Annotated in this window: 16 protein-coding genes; 7 read left to right on the forward strand and 9 right to left on the reverse strand. The window is 68.2% G+C overall.

Features of this window, described 5'->3' with window-relative positions; genetic code table 11:
* The 6 genes from I71_RS19545 to I71_RS19570 all read left to right on the forward strand — a co-directional run.
* Positions 1-592: FAD-binding oxidoreductase (locus I71_RS19545; protein ID WP_042696731.1), on the forward strand; the 592-nt coding region annotated here is incomplete at its 5' end.
* Positions 573-887 carry a (2Fe-2S)-binding protein gene (locus I71_RS19550; RefSeq protein WP_042696733.1) on the forward strand — a complete coding sequence of 105 codons (315 nt, stop codon included), beginning with the start codon at positions 573-575 and terminating at the stop codon, positions 885-887. The genes I71_RS19545 and I71_RS19550, both read left to right, overlap by 20 nt.
* On the forward strand, positions 884-2,335 hold the full coding sequence (locus I71_RS19555) for an NAD(P)/FAD-dependent oxidoreductase (RefSeq protein ID WP_042696735.1): 1,452 nt from the start codon (positions 884-886) through the stop codon (positions 2,333-2,335). Before I71_RS19550 ends, I71_RS19555 begins: the two co-directional genes overlap by 4 nt.
* Positions 2,336-2,348: 13 nt before the next feature.
* Entirely contained in the window at positions 2,349-3,476 is a 1,128-nt protein-coding gene (locus I71_RS19560; RefSeq protein WP_042696741.1) for an FAD-binding oxidoreductase, read from the forward strand.
* A gap of 20 nt (positions 3,477-3,496) precedes the next feature.
* Entirely contained in the window at positions 3,497-3,844 is a 348-nt protein-coding gene (locus tag I71_RS19565) for a RidA family protein (RefSeq protein WP_042696743.1), read from the forward strand.
* Positions 3,845-3,888: 44 nt separating this feature from the next.
* Positions 3,889-4,236, forward strand: a complete 348-nt coding sequence (locus I71_RS19570; protein WP_042696745.1) for a RidA family protein — start codon at positions 3,889-3,891, stop codon at positions 4,234-4,236.
* A gap of 47 nt (positions 4,237-4,283) precedes the next feature.
* On the opposite strand, the gene I71_RS19575 is transcribed toward I71_RS19570, so the two are convergent.
* The 5 genes from I71_RS19575 to I71_RS19595 all read right to left on the reverse strand — a co-directional run bounded on the left by I71_RS19575 (position 4,284) and on the right by I71_RS19595 (position 10,769).
* Entirely contained in the window at positions 4,284-5,672 is a 1,389-nt protein-coding gene (locus tag I71_RS19575; RefSeq protein WP_083897269.1) for a four-carbon acid sugar kinase family protein, read from the reverse strand.
* A 5-nt stretch (positions 5,673-5,677) separates the two neighbouring features.
* Positions 5,678-7,156: a ribulose-bisphosphate carboxylase large subunit family protein gene (locus I71_RS19580; RefSeq protein ID WP_042696747.1), complete on the reverse strand. Its 1,479-nt coding sequence runs from the start codon at positions 7,154-7,156 to the stop codon at positions 5,678-5,680.
* 12 nt (positions 7,157-7,168) lie between these two features.
* On the reverse strand, positions 7,169-7,708 hold the full coding sequence (locus I71_RS19585) for a VOC family protein (RefSeq protein ID WP_042696749.1): 540 nt from the start codon (positions 7,706-7,708) through the stop codon (positions 7,169-7,171).
* A gap of 73 nt (positions 7,709-7,781) precedes the next feature.
* Complete coding sequence (locus tag I71_RS19590) at positions 7,782-9,680, reverse strand: TRAP transporter large permease subunit (RefSeq protein WP_042696752.1); 1,899 nt, start codon at positions 9,678-9,680, stop codon at positions 7,782-7,784.
* 60 nt (positions 9,681-9,740) lie between these two features.
* Positions 9,741-10,769 carry a TRAP transporter substrate-binding protein gene (locus tag I71_RS19595; RefSeq protein ID WP_042696754.1) on the reverse strand — a complete coding sequence of 343 codons (1,029 nt, stop codon included), beginning with the start codon at positions 10,767-10,769 and terminating at the stop codon, positions 9,741-9,743.
* Positions 10,770-10,911: 142 nt separating this feature from the next.
* Here I71_RS19595 and I71_RS19600 point away from each other — a divergent pair, with 142 nt between their 5' ends.
* Positions 10,912-12,000 carry a LacI family DNA-binding transcriptional regulator gene (locus tag I71_RS19600; RefSeq protein ID WP_042696756.1) on the forward strand — a complete coding sequence of 363 codons (1,089 nt, stop codon included), beginning with the start codon at positions 10,912-10,914 and terminating at the stop codon, positions 11,998-12,000.
* Between the two features lie 234 nt (positions 12,001-12,234).
* On the opposite strand, the gene I71_RS19605 is transcribed toward I71_RS19600, so the two are convergent.
* From I71_RS19605 to I71_RS38395, 4 genes are all read right to left on the reverse strand, one after another.
* Positions 12,235-15,423 (reverse strand): efflux RND transporter permease subunit, encoded by a 3,189-nt coding sequence (locus tag I71_RS19605; RefSeq protein ID WP_042696761.1) that lies wholly within the window; start codon positions 15,421-15,423, stop codon positions 12,235-12,237.
* 88 nt (positions 15,424-15,511) lie between these two features.
* The gene (locus tag I71_RS19610) at positions 15,512-16,675 is read right to left on the reverse strand and encodes an efflux RND transporter periplasmic adaptor subunit (protein ID WP_042696765.1); all 1,164 of its coding nucleotides are present in this window, start codon (positions 16,673-16,675) and stop codon (positions 15,512-15,514) included.
* 5 nt (positions 16,676-16,680) lie between these two features.
* Positions 16,681-17,457 carry an alpha/beta hydrolase gene (locus tag I71_RS19615; protein ID WP_049976204.1) on the reverse strand — a complete coding sequence of 259 codons (777 nt, stop codon included), beginning with the start codon at positions 17,455-17,457 and terminating at the stop codon, positions 16,681-16,683.
* 1,101 nt (positions 17,458-18,558) lie between these two features.
* The coding region (locus I71_RS38395; RefSeq protein ID WP_159107409.1) for a hypothetical protein at positions 18,559-18,905 on the reverse strand (347 nt) is incomplete at its 5' end.

The raw sequence follows: 18,905 nt of genomic DNA on the forward strand, positions 1-18,905 counted from the left end.
CCACCGGGTGGAGAGCATCGAGCATCGCGACGGCGGCTTCCGCATGAGCATAGCAGATGGTGGGGCCGCCGGCGAGGTCCGCGCCGGCAAGATCGTGCTGGCCGCCGGCCATGACAGCGCCCGGCTGGCGCCGATGGTCGGGCTGTCGGCTCCCGTCCGCCCGCAGCGCGGTCATGTCATCGTCACCGAGAAGACCGCTCCCTTCCTCCACCACCCCACCGTCTATATCCGCCAGACCGACGAGGGCGGGGTGATGATCGGCGACAGCTTCGAGGAGGCCGGCTTCGACACCACGCTGCAGCCCGGCGTCTCTTCGGCCATCGCTGCGCGCGCCATCCGCTTCTTCCCGCTGCTGGGCAAGCTGAACGTGGTGCGGAGCTGGGCGGCGCTGCGCGTGCTGACGCCGGACGGCTTCCCGATCTACGAGGAATCGAAGACGGCGCCCGGCGCCTTCGTCGCCACCTGCCACAGCGGCGTCACCCTTGCCGCCAACCATGCGCTGACGCTGGCGCCGCTGATCGCGGCCGGCGGCCTCGGCGACCGTTTTGCGCCCTTCAGCGCCCGGAGGTTCCATGTTCCGCAGGCTGCCTGAGATCGAGACTGCCGCCAACGCCGCCGCCCAAGCGATCTCCTTCACCATCGACGGCCGTCCGGCCAGTGCGCGGGCGGGCGACAGCGTCGCCGCCGCCCTGCTGGCGAACGGCATCACCGCCTGCCGCAACACGCCGGTCAGCGGGGCGGCGCGCGGTCCCTACTGCATGATGGGCGTCTGCTTCGACTGCCTGGTCACCATCGACGGGACCGGCAACCGCCAGGGCTGTCAGGTGCGCGTGGCGCCCGGCATGGCGGTGGAAACCCAGAACGGCAAGCGCGAGGTGGAGCGATGAGCGCCCCCAACCCCAAGGTCGATTTCGACATCGCCGTCGTCGGCTCCGGTCCGGCCGGCCTTGCCGCCGCCGCTCTCGCCGCATCCAAGGGGGCCTCGGTCGTCCTGCTCGACGAGCAGGCGGAACCCGGCGGCCAGATCTACCGTGCCGTGACCGAGACGCCGGTGCGCGACCGCAAGGTGCTCGGTCCCGACTACTGGCATGGCGCCGAGCTGCTGGGGCCGCTGCGTGACAGCGGTGCCGTCCACTGGCCGGGCACCACGGTGTGGAGCGTCGCCCGCCCGCGCGAGGACGCTCCGGACGGACACCGCCCGCTCCAGATCGGCCTGTCGCGCAACGGTGCGGCGGCGATGCTGACCGTGCGCCACGTCATCCTGGCGACCGGTGCCCTGGAGCGGCCCTTCCCGATCCCCGGCTGGACCCTGCCGGGCGTGCTGGGCGCTGGTGCGGCGCAGGTGCTGCTGAAGACCTCCGGCCTCGTGCCGGCGGGCGCCACGGTGATGGCCGGCAGCGGTCCGCTGCTCTGGCTGCTGGCTTGGCAATACCTGCAAGCCGGTGCGCGGATCGACGCCATCCTTGACACCACGCCGAAGGAGAACTGGCGCGCCGCCCTGCCGCTGCTGCCCGGATTCCTGCGCTCGCCCTATCTCGGCAAGGGCATGAAGCTGATGCTCGACGTGCGGCGCAAGCTGACCGTCATCGGCAACGTCACCGCGCTCCGCGCCGAGGGTGACGGCGCGCTGAAGAGCGTCGTCTACACCCGCAACGGCACCGAGCACCGGCTGCCCGCCGACACGCTGCTGCTGCACCAGGGCGTCGTCCCCAACCTGAACCTCGCCAACGCCACCGGCTGTGCCCAGCGCTGGGACGGGCAGCAGCGCTGCTGGCGCCCGACCACCGACGCGTGGGGCGCCACTTCGGTCGAGGGCGTGTCGCTGGCCGGCGACGGCGCCGGCATCGGCGGTGCCCGTGCGGCGGAGGAGGCCGGCCGCTTGGCCGCGCTCGACGCCCTGCACCGTCTGGGCCGCATCGGGCGTGAGCAGCGCGACCAAGCCGCCGCTCCGTTCCGCGCGGCGCTCGACCGCGCGCTGACCGGCCGGGCCTTCCTCGACACGCTCTACACCCCGGCGGAAGCCTTCCGGGTGCCGGCCGACGACACCATCGTCTGCCGCTGCGAGGAGATCACCGCCGGCGCGGTGCGCGAGGCGGTGCGGCTCGGCTGCTCCGGCCCCAACCAGGCCAAGAGCTTCCTGCGCTGCGGCATGGGTCCGTGCCAGGGCCGGCTCTGCGGCCCGACGGTGACCGAGGTCATCGCGGCGGAGCGCGGCGTCTCCCCGGCGGAGGTCGGCTATTACCGGCTGCGCCCGCCGGTGAAGCCGATCACGCTGGCCGAGCTGGCGGCCCTGCCGAAGACCGACGCCGACATCGACGCCGTCTTCAAGCACTGACCGGAGGCGCCCGATGACCGCGACCGTCTCCTTCCGTCCCGACGTCATCGTCATCGGCGGCGGCCTGCACGGCTGCTCCGCCGCTCTGCACCTGTCGATGCGCGGCGTCCGCGTTCTGGTGCTGGAGAAGGACCATGTCGCCCGCCACGCCTCCGGCGTCAATGCGGGCGGCGTGCGCCAGCTCGGCCGCCATGTCGCCGAGGTGCCGCTCTCCGTCGCCTCGATGGCGTTGTGGCACCGCATCGGCGATCTGGTCGACGACGATTGCGGTTTCGAAAGCCACGGCCAGATCAAGGTTGCGGAGTCCGAGGCCGAGCTGGAGACGGTGCGCGCCCGCGTCGCCGAGCTGAACGCGCTGGGCTTCACCCACGAGGAGGTGGTCGGGCAGGACGAGCTGCGCGCGCTGGTGCCGGCCATCGCCGACCATTGCGTCGGCGCCCTGGTGTCGCGCGGTGACGGGGCGGCGATCCCCTTCCGCACCACCTTCGCCTTCCGCCGCAAGGCCATCGCGCTGGGCGCCCGTTTCCAGGAAGGCGGCACCGTCACGCGGCTGGCCCGCAAGAACAGCCTGTGGAGCGTCGAGACCGCCGACGGCAACCGCTTCGAGGCGCCGGTGGTGGTCAATGCCGCCGGCGCCTGGGCCGACCGCATCGCAGCACAAGTGGGGGAGCCGGTGCCGCTGGAGGTCATCGCCCCGATGCTGATGATCACCGCCCGCGTCGCCCCCTTCATCAAGCCGGTGGTGGGGGCGACCGGCCGCACCCTGTCCTTCAAGCAGTTCCCCAACGGCACCGTGCTGATCGGCGGCGGGCTGCTCGGCCGGGCGGTGCGTGACGAGAACCGGACGGAGCTGGACTTCTCGCAGGTGTCGGTGAATGCCCGCACGGTGTGGGATCTGTTCCCGTGCATGCGCGGCGCCACCATCGTCCGCTCCTGGGCGGGGATCGAGGCGCGGATGCCCGACCAGATTCCGGTGATCGGCCCCAGCGGCACCGAACCGGACCTCTACCATTCCTTCGGTTTCTCCGCGCATGGCTTCCAGCTTGGCCCTATTGTCGGGCGCATCACCGCCGACCTGATCACGGGCGGGTCCACCGACCTGCCCATCGCCCCTTTCAGCATCGGCCGCTTCGCCGCCTGACCCTTTGGAGCAACGAACCCGTGACGATCCAGCGCTTCCACCTGACCCCGCGCCTCTGCGACATGGTCATCCACAAGGACACCGTCTATCTCGCCGGCCAGATCGTCGACGATGGATCGACCACCGTGGAGGCGCAGACCCGCGACGTGCTGCGCCAGATCGACGCCCTGCTGGCCGAGGCCGGCACCTCGAAGAGCAACCTCCTGACCGCCACCGTTTATTTGGCCGACATCGCGACCTTCCCCGAGATGAACGCCGCTTGGGACGCCTGGGTCGACAAGGCCAACCCGCCCGCCCGCGCGACGGTGGAGGCCAAGCTGGCCGACCCGTCGATCCTGGTCGAGATCGTCGTCGTCGCGGGGCTGTGACCGCCCTTTCCCACCCCTTTCAAAAAACCAAGGAGCAGTTCCCCGTGATCAAGCGCATCGAGAAGACCAAGATCATGCACCGTGTCGTCGTCAACAACGGCACGGCCTATCTCGGCGGCATCATCGCCGACGACGTCAGCGTCGGCATGGGCGGCCAGGTCACGCAGATCTGCGGCAAGCTCGACCAGGTGCTGGCGCTGGCCGGCAGCGACAAGACCAAGCTGCTGTCCGCCCAGCTCTTCATCACCAACATGAGCCTGAAGGACGAGATGAACGAGGCGTGGCTGTCCTGGCTGGACGGCAACGACCTGCCGGCCCGCGCCACCATCGGCGTCGCCGATCTCGGCAAGCCGGAAATCCTGATCGAAGTGGTCGTCACCGCCGCGGTTTGAGGACCGCGCAAACCCCGGAAAAATCCCCTCTCCCCCCGGGGAGAGGGTTAGGGTGAGGGGGACGCGCGGCGAGGATTCTCGGGATAGCCACGCCCTGCACCCCCCTCACCCCGACCCTCTCCCCGGGGGGGAGAGGGGGAAAGCAACCGCTCGAACAGATCCTCGCCGCCCATCTGCCCGCCCTTCAGCATCAGCTCCAGCCCATCGACCGCCGGATCGTCGGCATGGGTGCGGCTGACGGTGACGCCCGGCGCCAGGGTGCAGCGGTAGGACAATCCCCAGCAGCCCAGCGCCCGCACGGCGAGGCTTGAGGTATCCCCGCCGGCGATCCCGACCCGGCGCAAGGGCACCCGCCGCAGCACCGCCGCGACGAACTCCGCCGTCGCCGCCGCGACCCGCCCAGCCTGGGCGGTGTCCGCCGTTGCGGCCTCTGCCGGTGCCGTCCAGACCAGCGTGTGCCGCCCGGCCGTCAGCGACGCGGCAACGCTCCTCAACAAAGCATCCGCATAGCCGCGTTCGCCGCACAGCGCCGCCGCATCGGCCTGGATGCGCGTGTAGGACTCCGCCGCCTCGACCTGCTGCCGCGTCACCGGGGACAGGCTGCCGGCCATCAGGAAGACCGGCCTGTCCGCCGCAGCCAGCGGCTCATCCTCCGCCATCCGGCAATCCGAGCCGCCGTTCCAATGCGCGACCAGCGCCTGCGCGACGCTGCTCGGCCCCACCGCCAGCAAGGGCTCGCGCCCGGCCCGCTGCCAGATCAGCCGCCCGACAACCGCCAGATCCTCGGCACGGGCCACGTCCAGCAGCACTGCCGCAGGCCCATCCGCCAAAAGCCGCTCCAGCCGCCCGTCGAGCCTGTCGCCGTCCATCCCGTAATCCGGGAACTGCAGCGCCGCCATCCCCTCCAGCCCCTGCGCCGCGAGGTGCCGGCGCAGGTCGGCCTCCGCCATCGGGGTGACGGGATGGATGCTCATCGTCGGGTGGCGGTCGATGCGATGGACGGCACCGCCGGTGCCCGCCGCCGCGAACAAGGTGCTGAACAGGCAATAGCGCCCGATGTTCGGCTGCCCGCCCACCACCGGCCGGAAACTGTTCGGAAAATACGGGGCCAGTGTCCGCACCGCCTCGCCGATGCTGCCGACATGGGGGGCGCTGTCGAAGGTGGAGCAGCATTTGTAATGCATCACCGCCACGCCGAGTGCCGCGAAGAAGCGGCCGACCGGCTCCAGCTTCGCCCGCATGGCGTCGGGCGCCATGCTGCGCGCCGCCCCGGCGATGCCGACCGCATCCAATCGCCCGGCTTCCCCCAACCGGGCAACGTCCGGCACGTCGAGGAACAGCAGCGCCCGCTGCCCGGCCTTCGCCAATGCTGCCAGCGTGTCGGTCGCCCCGGTGAAGTCGTCGCCGTACCAGCCCAGTCGGGGAGTCGCCGCCATCACCCTCAGCCCTTCCTGCCGAAGAAGTCCAGCGACCGCCGCAACTCCGGCAGCTCCCTCGCCGCCTCGTCCAGCGTGCGCCCGGCCCGCACGGCGTCCCAGGCCTGCCGGATGCTCTGCACGCCGGCCGCCGGGCCATCGGGATGGGCCATGATGCCGCCGCCGGACATGAACATCAGGTCGGCGGTCCCCACCGCCTCCCAGGTGACCGGCACCGTGCCGGCCCATTGCCCGGAGGAGAAGGCCGGCATCACGGCGTCGCTCATATCCCCTCTCCCCCCCGGGGAGAGGGTTAGGGTGAGGGGGTCGCGTTGCGTGGAGATGTCGGCGGGCGTCGGCGTATCCGGTTCCCCCGAACCCACGCCATGCATCCCCCTCACCCTGACCCTCTCCCCGCTTTCGGCGGACCTTTGGTCCGCCTGTCGCGTCAGCGCAAACGAAGTTTGCGCGAGAGCGGGGGGGAGAGGGGGAAGGTCGCATCCCAGCGGCGCCAGACAGGCCCGCGCCCCGTCGATCACCTCCGCGTCGGGCTGGGCGAACTTGCCGTTCAGCCCATGGACATGCATGTGGTCCACGCCGGCCAGCCGCCACAGCGCCTGATAGGCGTCGAAGCCGATGCCGAGCAGCGGATGGCGCGACAGGGCGCCGAAGCCGTTGCGGTGGCCGTGCAGCGCCAGCCCGCTGTGCCGGCGCAGCGTCTGCACCGCCGAATGGCCGCACCAGTTCAGGCTGACCATGATGCAGGACCCGCCCTCGCGCTCCACCAGATCGGCGTGGCGGCGCATGGCGTCTGTCTCGTCGGTGATGTTGAAGGCGACCATCACGTGCTTGCCGGTGCGGTCCTGGTGGCGGCGCACCCGGTCCATCACCGCCGGAATCCGCTGGGCCAGCGGCGCATGGGCCGGATCGGCGCAGATCTCGTCGTCCTTGATGAAGTCCAGCCCGGCGGCGCACAGCGTGCCGACCAGCGCGCCGGTCTCCTCCGCCGACAGCCCGACATTCGGCTTGATGATGGAGCCGACCAGCGGCCCGTCGGCCACCCCGGTCAACCGCCTCGTGCCGGCGACGCCGTGGCGCGGCAGGTCGAACTGCGCGCGGTAGGCCTGCGGAAGGCGCAAGGACTCCAGCCGCAGCCCCGTCACCTCGCCCAGATCATAGAGGTTGCCCGCCACCGTCGCCGCCAGCGTCGGCAGGTTGGCGCCGATGTTGGCGGTGGGGAAGGAGAGGGTGACGCGCGCCCGCTGCCAGGGACCGGGGTTGCGCTGCCGCTCCAGCCAGCTGTTGGGCAGGGCAGGGGTCTCGGCGACGTCCAGCATCTCCACCGATTCGACGATGGCGCGGGCGCGGGCGCGCAGATCGTCGGTCTCGCCATGGACGCGGGTGAAGGTGCCGCAGGACTGTTCGCCCGCCATCACCTCGGCCACCTTGGCCGGGGCGAGGGGGGTTTCGATCAGGTATGTCGCTTCGATGCGGTCGGCGTGCATGGTGGCCGCCCCTTACAGCTTGCTCAGATCGGGGAAGGGCCGCACCGGGTCGCTGCCGTCCCAGCCCATCGACGCCTCGCGGATCAGGTCGAACATTTTGCCCTTCGGCCCGGCGACCTCCGACAGCTCGATCACCGTGCCGGGATGGTATTCGGTGTCGAAATAGATGAAGCGGCCCTTCTCGCCGACCTCGCCGCTCATCACCGGCTTGAAGCCCTGGGCCAGCAGCCGCTCCAGATCGGCGTCGTAATCCTCGGTCCAGTAGGCGACATGCTGCAAACCGGTGTTCCCGGCCTGGAGGAAGTCGCGGTACATCGACGGCGCGTCGTTGCGGGTCTGGATCAGCTCCATCTGCAACGGGCCGGAATTGGCCAGCGCCACCGAATTGTGAACCTCGTAGCTTTCGCCGCGGTAGCGGTAGTTCCGGATCGGAACCCGCTCGTTGTAGAACCAGGGACCGATGCCGAGCGTGCGGCTCCAATAGTCCATGGCGGCCTCGATGTCGCGCACGACGTAGCCAGCCTGACGGATCTGGCCGAAGAATCGGCTCATTGAAGGAACTCCGGATAAGAGGGGATCGGGGAGAGCCGGTGGCGTCAACGCGCCCTGAAACCAGGCCCGCTTGTCAGCGGGCCAGGAAGCCGGTCGAAATCCAGGGAATGGCGGCGACGATCGCCAGCCCGACCAGCAACGCGCCGACATAGCCCCAGATGTGCTTCAGGCCGTCGTCGGGGTTGACCTTGCTGATGGCGCAGGCGCCGTAGTAACCGACGCCGAAGGGCGGGGCGAACAGGCCGATGCCCATGGCGAAGATGACGACCATCGCATAATGGACCTCATGCACCCCGGCCGCGCGGGCGATGGGGAACAGCAGCGGTCCGAACAGCACGATGGCGGGGATGCCCTCCAACACGCTGCCCAGGATGATGAATGCGACGATGGAGATGGCGAGGAAGCCGTAGGCGCCGCCGGGGATGCCGGCCATGAAGCGCGCCAGATCGGACGAGAAGCCGGACTGGGTCAGGCCCCAGGCCATCGAGGTGGCGCAGCCGACGATGAAGATGATGGCCCCGGTCAGCGATGCCGTCTCGATCAGCATCGGCTTCAGCCGGCGCCAGTCGAACTGGCGGTAGATCAGCAGCCCGACGATGGTGGAATAGGCGATGCCGATGGTCGACACCTCGGTCGCCGTGGCGATGCCCTCGACCACCGCGGCGCGGATGACGAAGGGCAGCAGGATGGCGGGCAGCGCCACCAGCGCGAGCCGGGCGATCTCGCGGCCGGGGGTGCGCTCGACATGGCTCAGATCCTCACGGCGGTAGCGCCGCCAGACCACGAAGCACAGGCAGGCGCCCAGCACCACGCCCGGCAGCATGCCGCCGGTGAACAGCGCCGCGATGGACACGCCGGTGACGGAGCCGATGGTGATCAGCACGATGCTGGGCGGAATGGTCTCGGTCTGCGCGCCGGTCGCCGACAGCAGCGCCACCAGATCGCCGGGAGGGGCGCCGCGCTTCTTCATCTCCGGGAACAGCACCGGGGCGATGGCCGCCATGTCGGCGATCTTCGATCCGGAGATGCCCGACACCAGATACATCGCACCGATCAGCACATAGGACAGGCCGCCGCGCACATGGCCGAGCAGGCTCGCCAGGAACTGGATCATCGCGCGGGCCATGCCGGTCATCTCGATCAGCAATCCTAAGAAGACGAACAGCGGCACCGCCAGCAGGATCAGGTGGCTCATCCCCTCGTCCAGCCGGCCGACCATCACCAGCAGCGGCGTCGAGGTGGTCAGAGCCAGATAGGAGAAGGTGGCGAGCGCGAAGGAGAAGGCGATGGGCACCCCGGCGAAGACGTTGGCGGCGACCAGCCCGACGAAGAAGATGACGAGGTTCAGCTGCCCCAGCGGCTTCAGCACCGGCCCGGCGACCCAGAAGCCGGCGACGATGGCGCCGGTCACCAGCGCCGCCGCCAGCACCGTCAAGGGCTTGGCGACGCGCAGCAGCCGGAACAGCGCCGCCACCAGCATCAGCCCCAGCCCGACCGGCAGCGCCGACGCTCGCCAGGCGTTGGAGACCTCCATCGCCGGGGTGGTGATGAACTGCTCCTCCATCGCGTAATCGACGGCGTGATAGAGCACCAGCGTCAGGAAGGCGATGGGGGCGGTGATGGCGATGCATTCCAAGAGGCTGCGCGCCTGCGGGCCGACGCGGCTGACCAGCCCGGTCATCCGCATATGCTCGCCCCGGCGCAGCGCCACCACGGCACCCAGCATCGACAGCCACAGGAACAGGATCGATGCCAGCTCGTCCGACCACACCAGCGGGGTGTGGAACAGGTAACGGGCGGTGACGCCGGCCAGCAGGACGACGATCTCGACCAGCACCAGAAGGCCCGCCACGACCTCGACCCCAACGGACAGGCCGTGGTCGATCCGGCGCAGCAGCGAAGCGGCGCCACCGGTACCGAGGCTGCCGGGAGCCTCGGCAAAGCCGTGGACCGGTTCGGACATGTGGGACATGGCGGGATGTTCCTTCATGGGACGGGCATCGGAAAGAACCTGGATGGACTGCTGCGGCGGTCAGGCGAGCTTGCCGACCGCCTCTTCCAGCAGGCCCCAGGCCTCGTCGCCGAAGCGGCCCTTCCATTCGCCGTAGAAGCCGCTGTCGCGCAGCTTGGCGCGGAAGCTGTCCGGTGCCGGCTGGTTGAAGGTCAGCCCCTTGGCTTCCAGATCGGCCTTGACCGACTGGTTCAGCGCCTTGATGTCGCCGCGCTGCGCCATGCCGGCGTCGTTGATGGCGTTGGCGACGATGGTCTGCAGGTCCGCCGGCAGGCCCTTCCAGGCGCGGCCGTTGGCGATGAACCAGAAGCCGTCCCAGATGTGGTTCGACAGCGAGCAGAACTTCTGCACCTCGTACAGCTTGGCGACCTGGATGATCGGCAGCGGGTTTTCCTGCGCATCGACGATCCGGGTCTGCAGCGACGAATAGACCTCGCTGAACTGCAGGCTGGTCGGGGCGGCGCCCAGGCCCTTGAACATGGCGATGCTGAGCGGGCTGACCGGCACGCGGATCTTCAGCCCGTTCATGTCGGCGGCGGAATTGATCGCCTTGTCGCCGCTGGTCATCTGGCGGAAGCCGTTGTCCCACATCTTCTCGAAGGCATAGAGCCCGACCTTGGAGATGGCCTCGCGGACATGGGCGCCCAGCTTGCCGTCCATCGCCTTCCATACCTGATCGTAGTCGGAGAAGGCGAAGCCGACCGCGTTGATCGCGGCGACCGGCACCAGCGTGGCGATCACCAGGGCCGACTGCGTGAAGAAGGTCAGGCCGCCGCTGCGCACCTGGGACAGCATATCGGTATCGCCGCCAAGCTGGTTGTTCGGGAAGATCCTGACCACGACCTTGCCGTTGGATTCCTTGGCGATCCGTTCCGCCGCCTCGTTGGCGCGGACGTTCAGCGGATGGCTCAGCGGCAGGTTGTTGCCGTATTTCAGCTCGAACTCGGCGGCGCGGGCGATGTGCGGCATGCCGATCACGGCACCGGCGGCCCCGATAGCCGGCGCGGTGGCGATGGCCTTCAGCATGGTGCGGCGGGTCAGACTGGTCATTTCAAACCTCCCATGGATTACCGGCCGACGTTGCTGTTTCCGGCCTTGCGTTTGTGATGTGATCTGATGTCAATTGATGATTGTTGGATGGACGGTATGTCCAGCGCCGACATGTGTCAAACGCCGAAATTGATGGTTTTTGATGGTTTCACTGAAAGACGATCCGGAAATTGCCGCCGGACCCCGCGGCCTGCCTCGGGTGGTCGACATCGCCCAGGCGGCGGGTGTGTCCACCGCCACGGTGGACCGCGTGCTGAACAACCGGCCGGGGGTGCGCGCCGCCACCGTGCAACGGGTTTTGAAGGCGGCGGCGGAACTGGACTATCTGCCCGACGGCGATCTTCTCGCCGCGGCGGGGCAGAAGCCGATGCGGCTGTCCTTCCTGCTGCCCGCCGGCAACAACCGCTTCCTCACCGGGCTGGGCGAGATGATCCGCCGCGCCGACTCCATGCTCGCCCCGCACGGGGTGAAGGCGCAGGTGGAGTTCATCAAGAGCTTCAATCCGGACCTGCTGGCGCGCAGCCTGTTCCAGCATGGCCGCCGCGCCGACGGCGTCGCCTTCATGGCGCTGGAGCATCCGGCGGTGCGCGAGGCGGTGGATGCGCTGGCCGACCGCAACGTGCCGAGCGTGACGCTGATCTCCGACATCCTGAACTGCCGGCGCGCCGGCTATGTCGGGCTGGACAACCGCGCGGCCGGCCGCACCGCCGGCTACCTGATCGCGCGTTTTTTGAAACACCGCCCGGCCAAGGTGGCGATGATCGCCGGCAGCCTCAGCTACCGCGCGCATGAGGACCGCGAGATGGGCTTCCTTCATGTCCTGAAGGAGATCGCCCCCGACATCGAGGTGGTGGGCCTGCGCGAAGGCCATGACGACGAGGGGAAGAGCTACCGCCAGACCCGCATGCTGCTGGGCCTGCATCCCGACCTTGCCGGGGTCTACAGCATCGGCGGCGGGGCGGAGGGTGTGGCCCGCGCACTGAAGGAGACGCGGCGCGAGCGCGAGATGGTCTTCATCGGCCACGGCCTGACCACCGAGACCAGGGGCCTGCTGATCGACGGGGCGCTGGACGCGGTGATCACCCAGGACCCGCGCAACACCCTGTCGGCCTGCGTCGGCATCTTCACCAACCTGCGCGCCGGCCGCGCGGCCATGCAGGGCGTTGAAACGCCGCGGGCGGAAGTGATCTTCCGCGAGAACCTGCCGAAGAACATGCTGCCGGACGAATGACAAGGAGGCCGACAAGCGCCCTCTCCCGCCCCGGCGGATAATCCCCTCTCCCCCCCCGCTCACGCGCAAACGAAGTTTGCGCTGACGCGACAGGCGGATCGGTGATCCGCCGAAAGCGGGGAGAGGGTTAGGGTGAGGGGGACGCACAGCGAGGATTTTCAAAGAAAACGGAGCGCCGGCACTGACACCGGCGCTCCGCAACGCATCCTTCTCACCCCAGGGGAGAGGGAGCCCTCACCCCATCTTCCACTCCGCCGACGGCACCCCGCCTTCCACCGCCGTGTCCGCCTGCTTGCCGGCTCCGGCCAGCTTGCGCAGCAGCACGTAGAACACCGGGGTCAGCACCAGACCGAACAGCGTCACGCCGATCATGCCGGCGAACACCGCCACACCCATGGCGTGCCGCATCTCCGCACCGGCGCCGGTGGAGGTGACCAGCGGCACCACGCCCATGATGAAGGCGATGGAGGTCATCAGGATCGGCCGCAGCCGCAGCCGGCTCGCCTCGATGGCGGCCTGCACCACGCCGCGTCCCTCATGCTCCAGCTCGCGGGCGAACTCGACGATCAGGATGGCGTTCTTCGCCGACAGGCCGACCAGCACCATGAAGCCGATCTGCGTGAAGATGTTGTTGTCGCCGCCGGTCAGCCAGACGCCGAACAGGGCCGACAGCACGCTCATCGGCACGATCAACAGGATGGCGAGCGGCAGGGTCAGGCTCTCGTACTGCGCCGCCAGCACCAGGAAGACCAGCAGCACGCTGATCGGGAAGACCCACAGCCCCGCATTGCCGACCAGGATCTTCTGATAGGTCAGGTCGGTCCATTCCAGCTTGACGCCGCGCGGCAGCACTTCGGCCGCGATGCGCTCCGCCGCCGCTTCCGCCTGCCCCGAGGAGAAGCCCGGCGCCGGCCCGCCATTGATGTCGGCGGCGGTGAAGCCGTTGTAGCGCACCACCATCTCCGGCCCGTAGCCCGGCTGTACCGTGACCAGCGACGACAGCGGCACCATGGTCCCCGCCGCGTTGCGTGTCTTCAGCACGCCGATGTCGTCGGCGGTGTCGCGGAAGGGCGCGTCGGCCTGCACCCGCACCTGGTAGACGCGGCCGAAGGCGTTGAAGTCGTTGACGTAGAGCGATCCCAGATAGATCTGCATGGTGTCGAACACGTCGGCGACGTTGACGCCCAGCTGCTTGGCCTTCACCCGGTCGAGATCGACGTCCAGCTGCGGCACGTTGATCTGGTAGGAGGAGAAGGTCGGCCCCAGTTCCGGCGTCTGCGCGGCGCGCTTGACGAAGGCGTTCACCGCGTCGCTCAGCGCCTCATAGCCCAGGTTGCCGCGGTCCTCCAGCTGCATCTTGAAGCCGCCCAACTGCCCCAGCCCCATCACCGGCGGCGGCGGGAAGATGGCGACGAAGGCTTCCTTCATCCCGGCATAGCGCTGTTGCAGGTCCATGGCGATGGCGCCGGCCGACAGCGACGGGTCGTGGCGTTCGGCAAAGGGCTTCAGCGTGACGAAGACGATGCCGGCGCTGGACGAGTTGGTGAAGCCGTTCACCGACAGCCCCGGAAAGGCCACCGCACTCTGCACACCGGGGCGCTTCAGCGCGATGTCGGTCATCTCACGGATCACCGCCTCGGTGCGGTCGAGCGAGGCGCCGTTGGGAAGCTGGGCGAAGCTGATCAGATACTCCTTGTCCTGCATCGGCACGAAGCCCGACGGCACCGTGCGGCCGAGCAGCACCGTGGCGCCGATCAACAGCGCATAGACCGCCAGCATCACGCCCTTGCGCCGCACCACCCCGTTGACGCCGCGGCCATAGCCCTCCGACGCCCGGTGGAACACCCGGTTGAACAGCCGGAAGAAGCCGCCGAACACCCGGTTCATCGCGCGGGTCAGCCAGTCCTGCGGCTGGTCATGGCCGCGCAGCAGCACCGCCGCCAGGGCGGGTGACAGGGTCAGCGAGTTGAAGGCGGAGATCACGGTGGAGATCGCGATGGTCATCGCGAACTGCTTGTAGAACTCGCCGCTCAAGCCCGTCATCGCCGCCAGCGGCACGAAGACGGCGACCAGGGTCAGGGCGATGGCGATGATCGGCCCGCTGACCTCCTGCATGGCGCGGATGGTGGCGTCGCGGGCCGACAGGCCGGACTCGATGTTGCGCTCGACATTCTCGACCACGACGATGGCGTCGTCGACGACGATGCCGATGGCCAGCACCATGCCGAACAGCGACAGCGCGTTGATCGAGAAGCCGAAGGCCAGCAGCAGCGAGAAGGTGCCGACGATGGAGATCGGCACCGCCAGCAGCGGAATGATCGACGCCCGCCAGGTCTGCAGGAAGACGATCACCACCAGCACCACCAGCGCCACCGCTTCCAGCAGCGTGTGCACCACCGCCTCGATGGAGGAGCGGACGAATTGCGTCGGGTCGTAGACGATGGAATAGTCCACGCCTTCCGGCATGTCGCCCTTCAGCTCCGCCATCACGCTGCGCACCTCGTCGGAGATGGCGAGCGCGTTGGCGTCCGGCGTCTGGGTGATGGCCATCGCCACCGCCGGCTTGTTGTCGAGCAGCGAGCGCAAGCCATACTGCGCGGCGGCCAGCTCCACCCGCGCCACGTCGCGCAGGCGGGTGACGCCGCCGTCCCCGCCGGTCTTCAGCACGATGTCGCCGAACTCGTCGGCGGTCTTCAGCCGGCCGCGCGCGTTGATCGACAGCTGCAGCGGCACGTCGGGCAGCGAGGGTGAGGCGCCGATGACGCCGGCCGCCACCTGGACATTCTGTTCGCGGATGGCGTTGACCACGTCGGTGGCGGTCAGCCCGCGCTGCGCCACCTTGCCGGGGTCGAGCCACACCCGCATGGCATAGTCGCCGGCCCCCCACACCTGCACCTCGCCGACGCCGGCGATGCGGGTCAGCCGGTCCTTGACGTTCAGCACCGCGTAGTTGCGCAGATACGTCATGTCATAGCGGTCGTTGGGCGACAGCAGATGCACGACCATGGTCAGCGTCGGCGAGCTTTTCACCGTGGCGACGCCCAGCCGCTGCACGTCGGACGGCAGCCGCGGCATCGCCTGGGCGACGCGGTTCTGCACCAGCTGCTGCGCCTTGTCCGGGTCGGTGCCCAGCTTGAAGGTCACGGTCAGCGCCAGGTTGCCGTCGCTGTTGGCCTGCGACTGCATGTAGAGCATGCCTTCGACGCCGTTGATCTGCTCCTCCAGCGGGGAGGCGACGGTCTCGGCGATGACCTTGGGGTTGGCGCCGGGGAACTGCGCGCGCACCACGACGGACGGCGGCACCACCTCCGGATATTCGGAAATCGGCAGGCGGAAGACCGCGATGGCCCCCGCCAGGAACAGGGCCACCGACAGCACGCCGGCGAAGATCGGCCTGTCGATGAAGAATTTCGAGATGTTCATCTGGGGTCTCCCAGGCTGCACGCTCCCCATCCCTCCCCGCATCTTGCGAGGAGGGTTAGGAAAGGCGCACGCCCTCCGTGTTCGTGTCTTACCGGGCCGCCGTCTGGGTCTTCTCAACCCCCATGGCGACCGTCTTGGGCGTCACCGCCATGCCCGGCCGGGCGCGCTGGAGGCCGTTGACCACCACCTGTTCGCCGGCCGACAGGCCCGCCGTCACCACGCGCAGCCCGTTCTGCAGCGTGCCGAGCTTCACCGGCCGGTATTCCACCTTGTTCTCCGCCGTCACCACCAGGACGAACTTCTTGTCCTGGTCGGTGCCGATGGCGCGGTCGTCGACCAGCAGCGCGTCATAGGGCTTGGTGCCCCCCACCTTCACCCGCGCATAGAGGCCGGGCACCAGGGTGCCGTCGTCATTGTCGAAGCGGGCGCGCACGCGGATGGTGCCGGACACGCTGTCCAGCCGGTTGTCGACATGCTCCACCGTGCCCGACCGCGAATACTCCTCCTCGTTGGCGAGGCCGAGCCGGACCGGGATCGTGCCCGAATCCCTCATCGGCGCGATGTGGCGCAGATAGGTCTGCTCATCGACGTCGAAGGAGGCGTAGATCGGCGACTGCGACACCAGCGTGGTCAGCGGCTCGGCGGCCGCACCGGCGGCCACCACATTGCCGACCGTCCGTTCCGCCCGCGACACCCGGCCCGACACCGGCGCCGTCACCCGCGTGTAGCCGAGATTGAGCCGCGCGATGTCCAGCGCCGCCTGCGCCGCCTTCAGGTTGGCGGCCGCCTCGCGGGCGGCATTGTCGCGCTGGTCCACGGTGCTGCGCGAGATGGTGTCGTCGCGCACCAGCTTCTGCGCGCGGTCGAGGTCGGCGACGGTGAAGCGCACCCGCGCCTGTGCCGCCGCGACCTGCGCCTCGGCCCGCGCCACCTCCGCCTCATAGGGGCGGGGGTCGATGGTGAACAGCACGTCGCCCTGTTTCACCAGCGCGCCGTTGCGGAAATGCACGGCGACGATGGTGCCGGGGACCTGCGGCCGGATGTCGACGCGGTCGACCGCCTCCAGCCGGCCGGAATAGGACTGCCAGTCCGTCACCGGCCGGGCCAGCACGGTGGCGACATCCACCTCGGCCGGCGGCGGGGCGGGCGAAGCGGTCTGCGCTTCGGCCGGGCTTCGCAGGGTGACGGCGCCGGTCAGCGCCGCCACGGAAACACCGGCCGCGATCAGAAGGGAAAGTGATTTGCGGGACATGGCCTTTACCTTTGGCTCGAAGTGTCGGGACGGGCGCCGGTCAGGCGGCGCCGGAAGAAATCGGCTGCGGCGGCGAGCGCCGGCGGGTGGTGGGCGAGGCCGGCATGGCTGACCCCGGCGAAGCGGGTGACCTCGGTCGGCACCCCGGCGTCGATCAGCCGGGCGGCATAGCTTTCGGCCTCCGGCCGCAGCACGTCGTTCTGCGCCGTGGCGATCAGGATCGGCGGCAGCCGGCCGAGCCGGCGCGATTCCAGCGGTGCGGCATAGGGATGCAGCCGTAGCGCCGCCTCCGGCAGATAGGCGCGGTAACAGCGCGCGCAGTCGGTCACGCTGTTCTCGCCGTCCCCCACACGTGTCAGGCTGGGATCGAGCATCGGCCCGAACAGCGCCTGCGCCGCGATCTCCGGCCCGCCGCGGTCGCGGGCGAGCAGGGTGAGCGACACCGCGACATGCCCGCCGGCATCATGGCCGGCGACGCCCAGCGGCCCGGCCCGCTCCGCCAGCCACACGGCGGCGGCATGGGCATCCTCGATGGCGGCGGGGAAGGGGTTGGCGGGGGCCAGCGCATAGCCGACAGCGACCACCAGCGCCGGAATGCTCTCCGCCAGCGTCGTTACCGTGATCTCCACCTCCTCGACGGAGCCGGAGGTGAAGCCGCCGCCATGGAAATACAGCAGTCCGGGCAGCGGCCCGTCCTCCGGCGTCCGGGTTGCCGCCGGCCTGAACAGGCACAGCGGAACCTCGCGGCCTTCCACCCTCAGCGACGTGCGTGAACGTTCCATCCCGATCCGGCGACCAGCGCCCCTCCTGCAATGCGGCAAGAGCGATAGTGGCTAACCGACCGGCCAGGATAAAGCCGCTGCGGCTGGGAACAGAATTCAGCCGGGACGAACAATCGCAGCGAGGTGACGGTGGCTGTTTGTGGGGGATGGGCTATTCGGGCCGACACCATCCCACTTGCGGCAGGGCAACGACAAGCTCTCTCCCGGGGCGGGAGAGGGAATGAAATGCGATTGCCCTGGCCCCCTGCGATGCTCGCCGTTGTTGTTCAGGAATTTGATGTGAGATGATGTCAGCAACTGCAACGACCGGCAGGGGAATTTGTGATGTCCGTGCCCATGGAGCGCTTCACGTGGAAGCCGCACAAGCGCCCGACGGATGCCGGAGTACACGAGCCGATCGAGGAACTCACGCGGGTGGCGCTGTCCAAGCCGGTGGAGACCGAGGGGTTTGGGCCGGTCAACTTGCCCCATGCTTGGCCCGCACCGAGCAACTGTCGACCACGACGTCCCAAGCGGTGGCGTCGGGACCGGAGCGCGCCATACGGACAAGGATAGCATGAACCCGCCGAAGCAACGCGGTCCTGTGCCACCCTTCCAGACGGCGGCGCAGGGCCGAGCCCGACGCACGTCCGTCCGCAGCCCGTAGCTCGCGCAATTGGACACCTTCACGCAGGAAGAAGCGAAGTGTTGCAACGACCTCTGCGGTGGACGTCGGCGGACGCCAGGGCGCGACAGGCCGATCTTCGATCCGGTCGATGATCCCCGTCACCAAGTCCGCAACTGTCGGTTCCATACCCGCCTCTCTGTACCAAAGGCACAGGAAACCAACAGCAGATCAGCAGGTTTCCAGAGGGGGCATCAAATGAGGGTTCTGGAAACCGTCTCTTAGTGAGGATTGTGGCCGTCCGAACCGCCTCTTTCAGATCGATTCGGTCGTTGATTTAGATCAAGGGCGGTCTCCCCCTGTACATCCAATGCCGTGCGAACGATGTCGGCAATGCCCTCGCTCATCTTAAACCGGATATTCGACTCGATTTCATCAAGGGGCACGTCTGAGATGCTGATCATAAGATGAACAATTCTACACCAAAACAAATATGATCATATCATTTTCTTTTGCATTGGATAATGAACCTCTAGAACTTGTGGATAATTCACAATATCTGTCAGAAATTTAACAATATCCTGCTTCGGGCCGTCAATAACAATTCCGCCGTACTGTTTAACCTCCATGGTAATAGGCAAATTATTCTTTTCAGCTATAATTCGCAATAATTTAATTGCACTTTCTTGTGGCACGAGAACATAATGATTGTCGCCTTCCTTAACGAATATTCCGTGTTTCCAAGATTTCTTTGCGTCAAAAGACGCGGAAAATATATAAAAATTGTCTCTGATTTTCCTCGGAACTATCTCTGCAACGCCTCCGCCAATATATAAATCAAATG

The organism is Azospirillum sp. B506, assembly GCF_000333595.1.
In the GTDB taxonomy this organism is placed as follows: domain Bacteria; phylum Pseudomonadota; class Alphaproteobacteria; order Azospirillales; family Azospirillaceae; genus Azospirillum.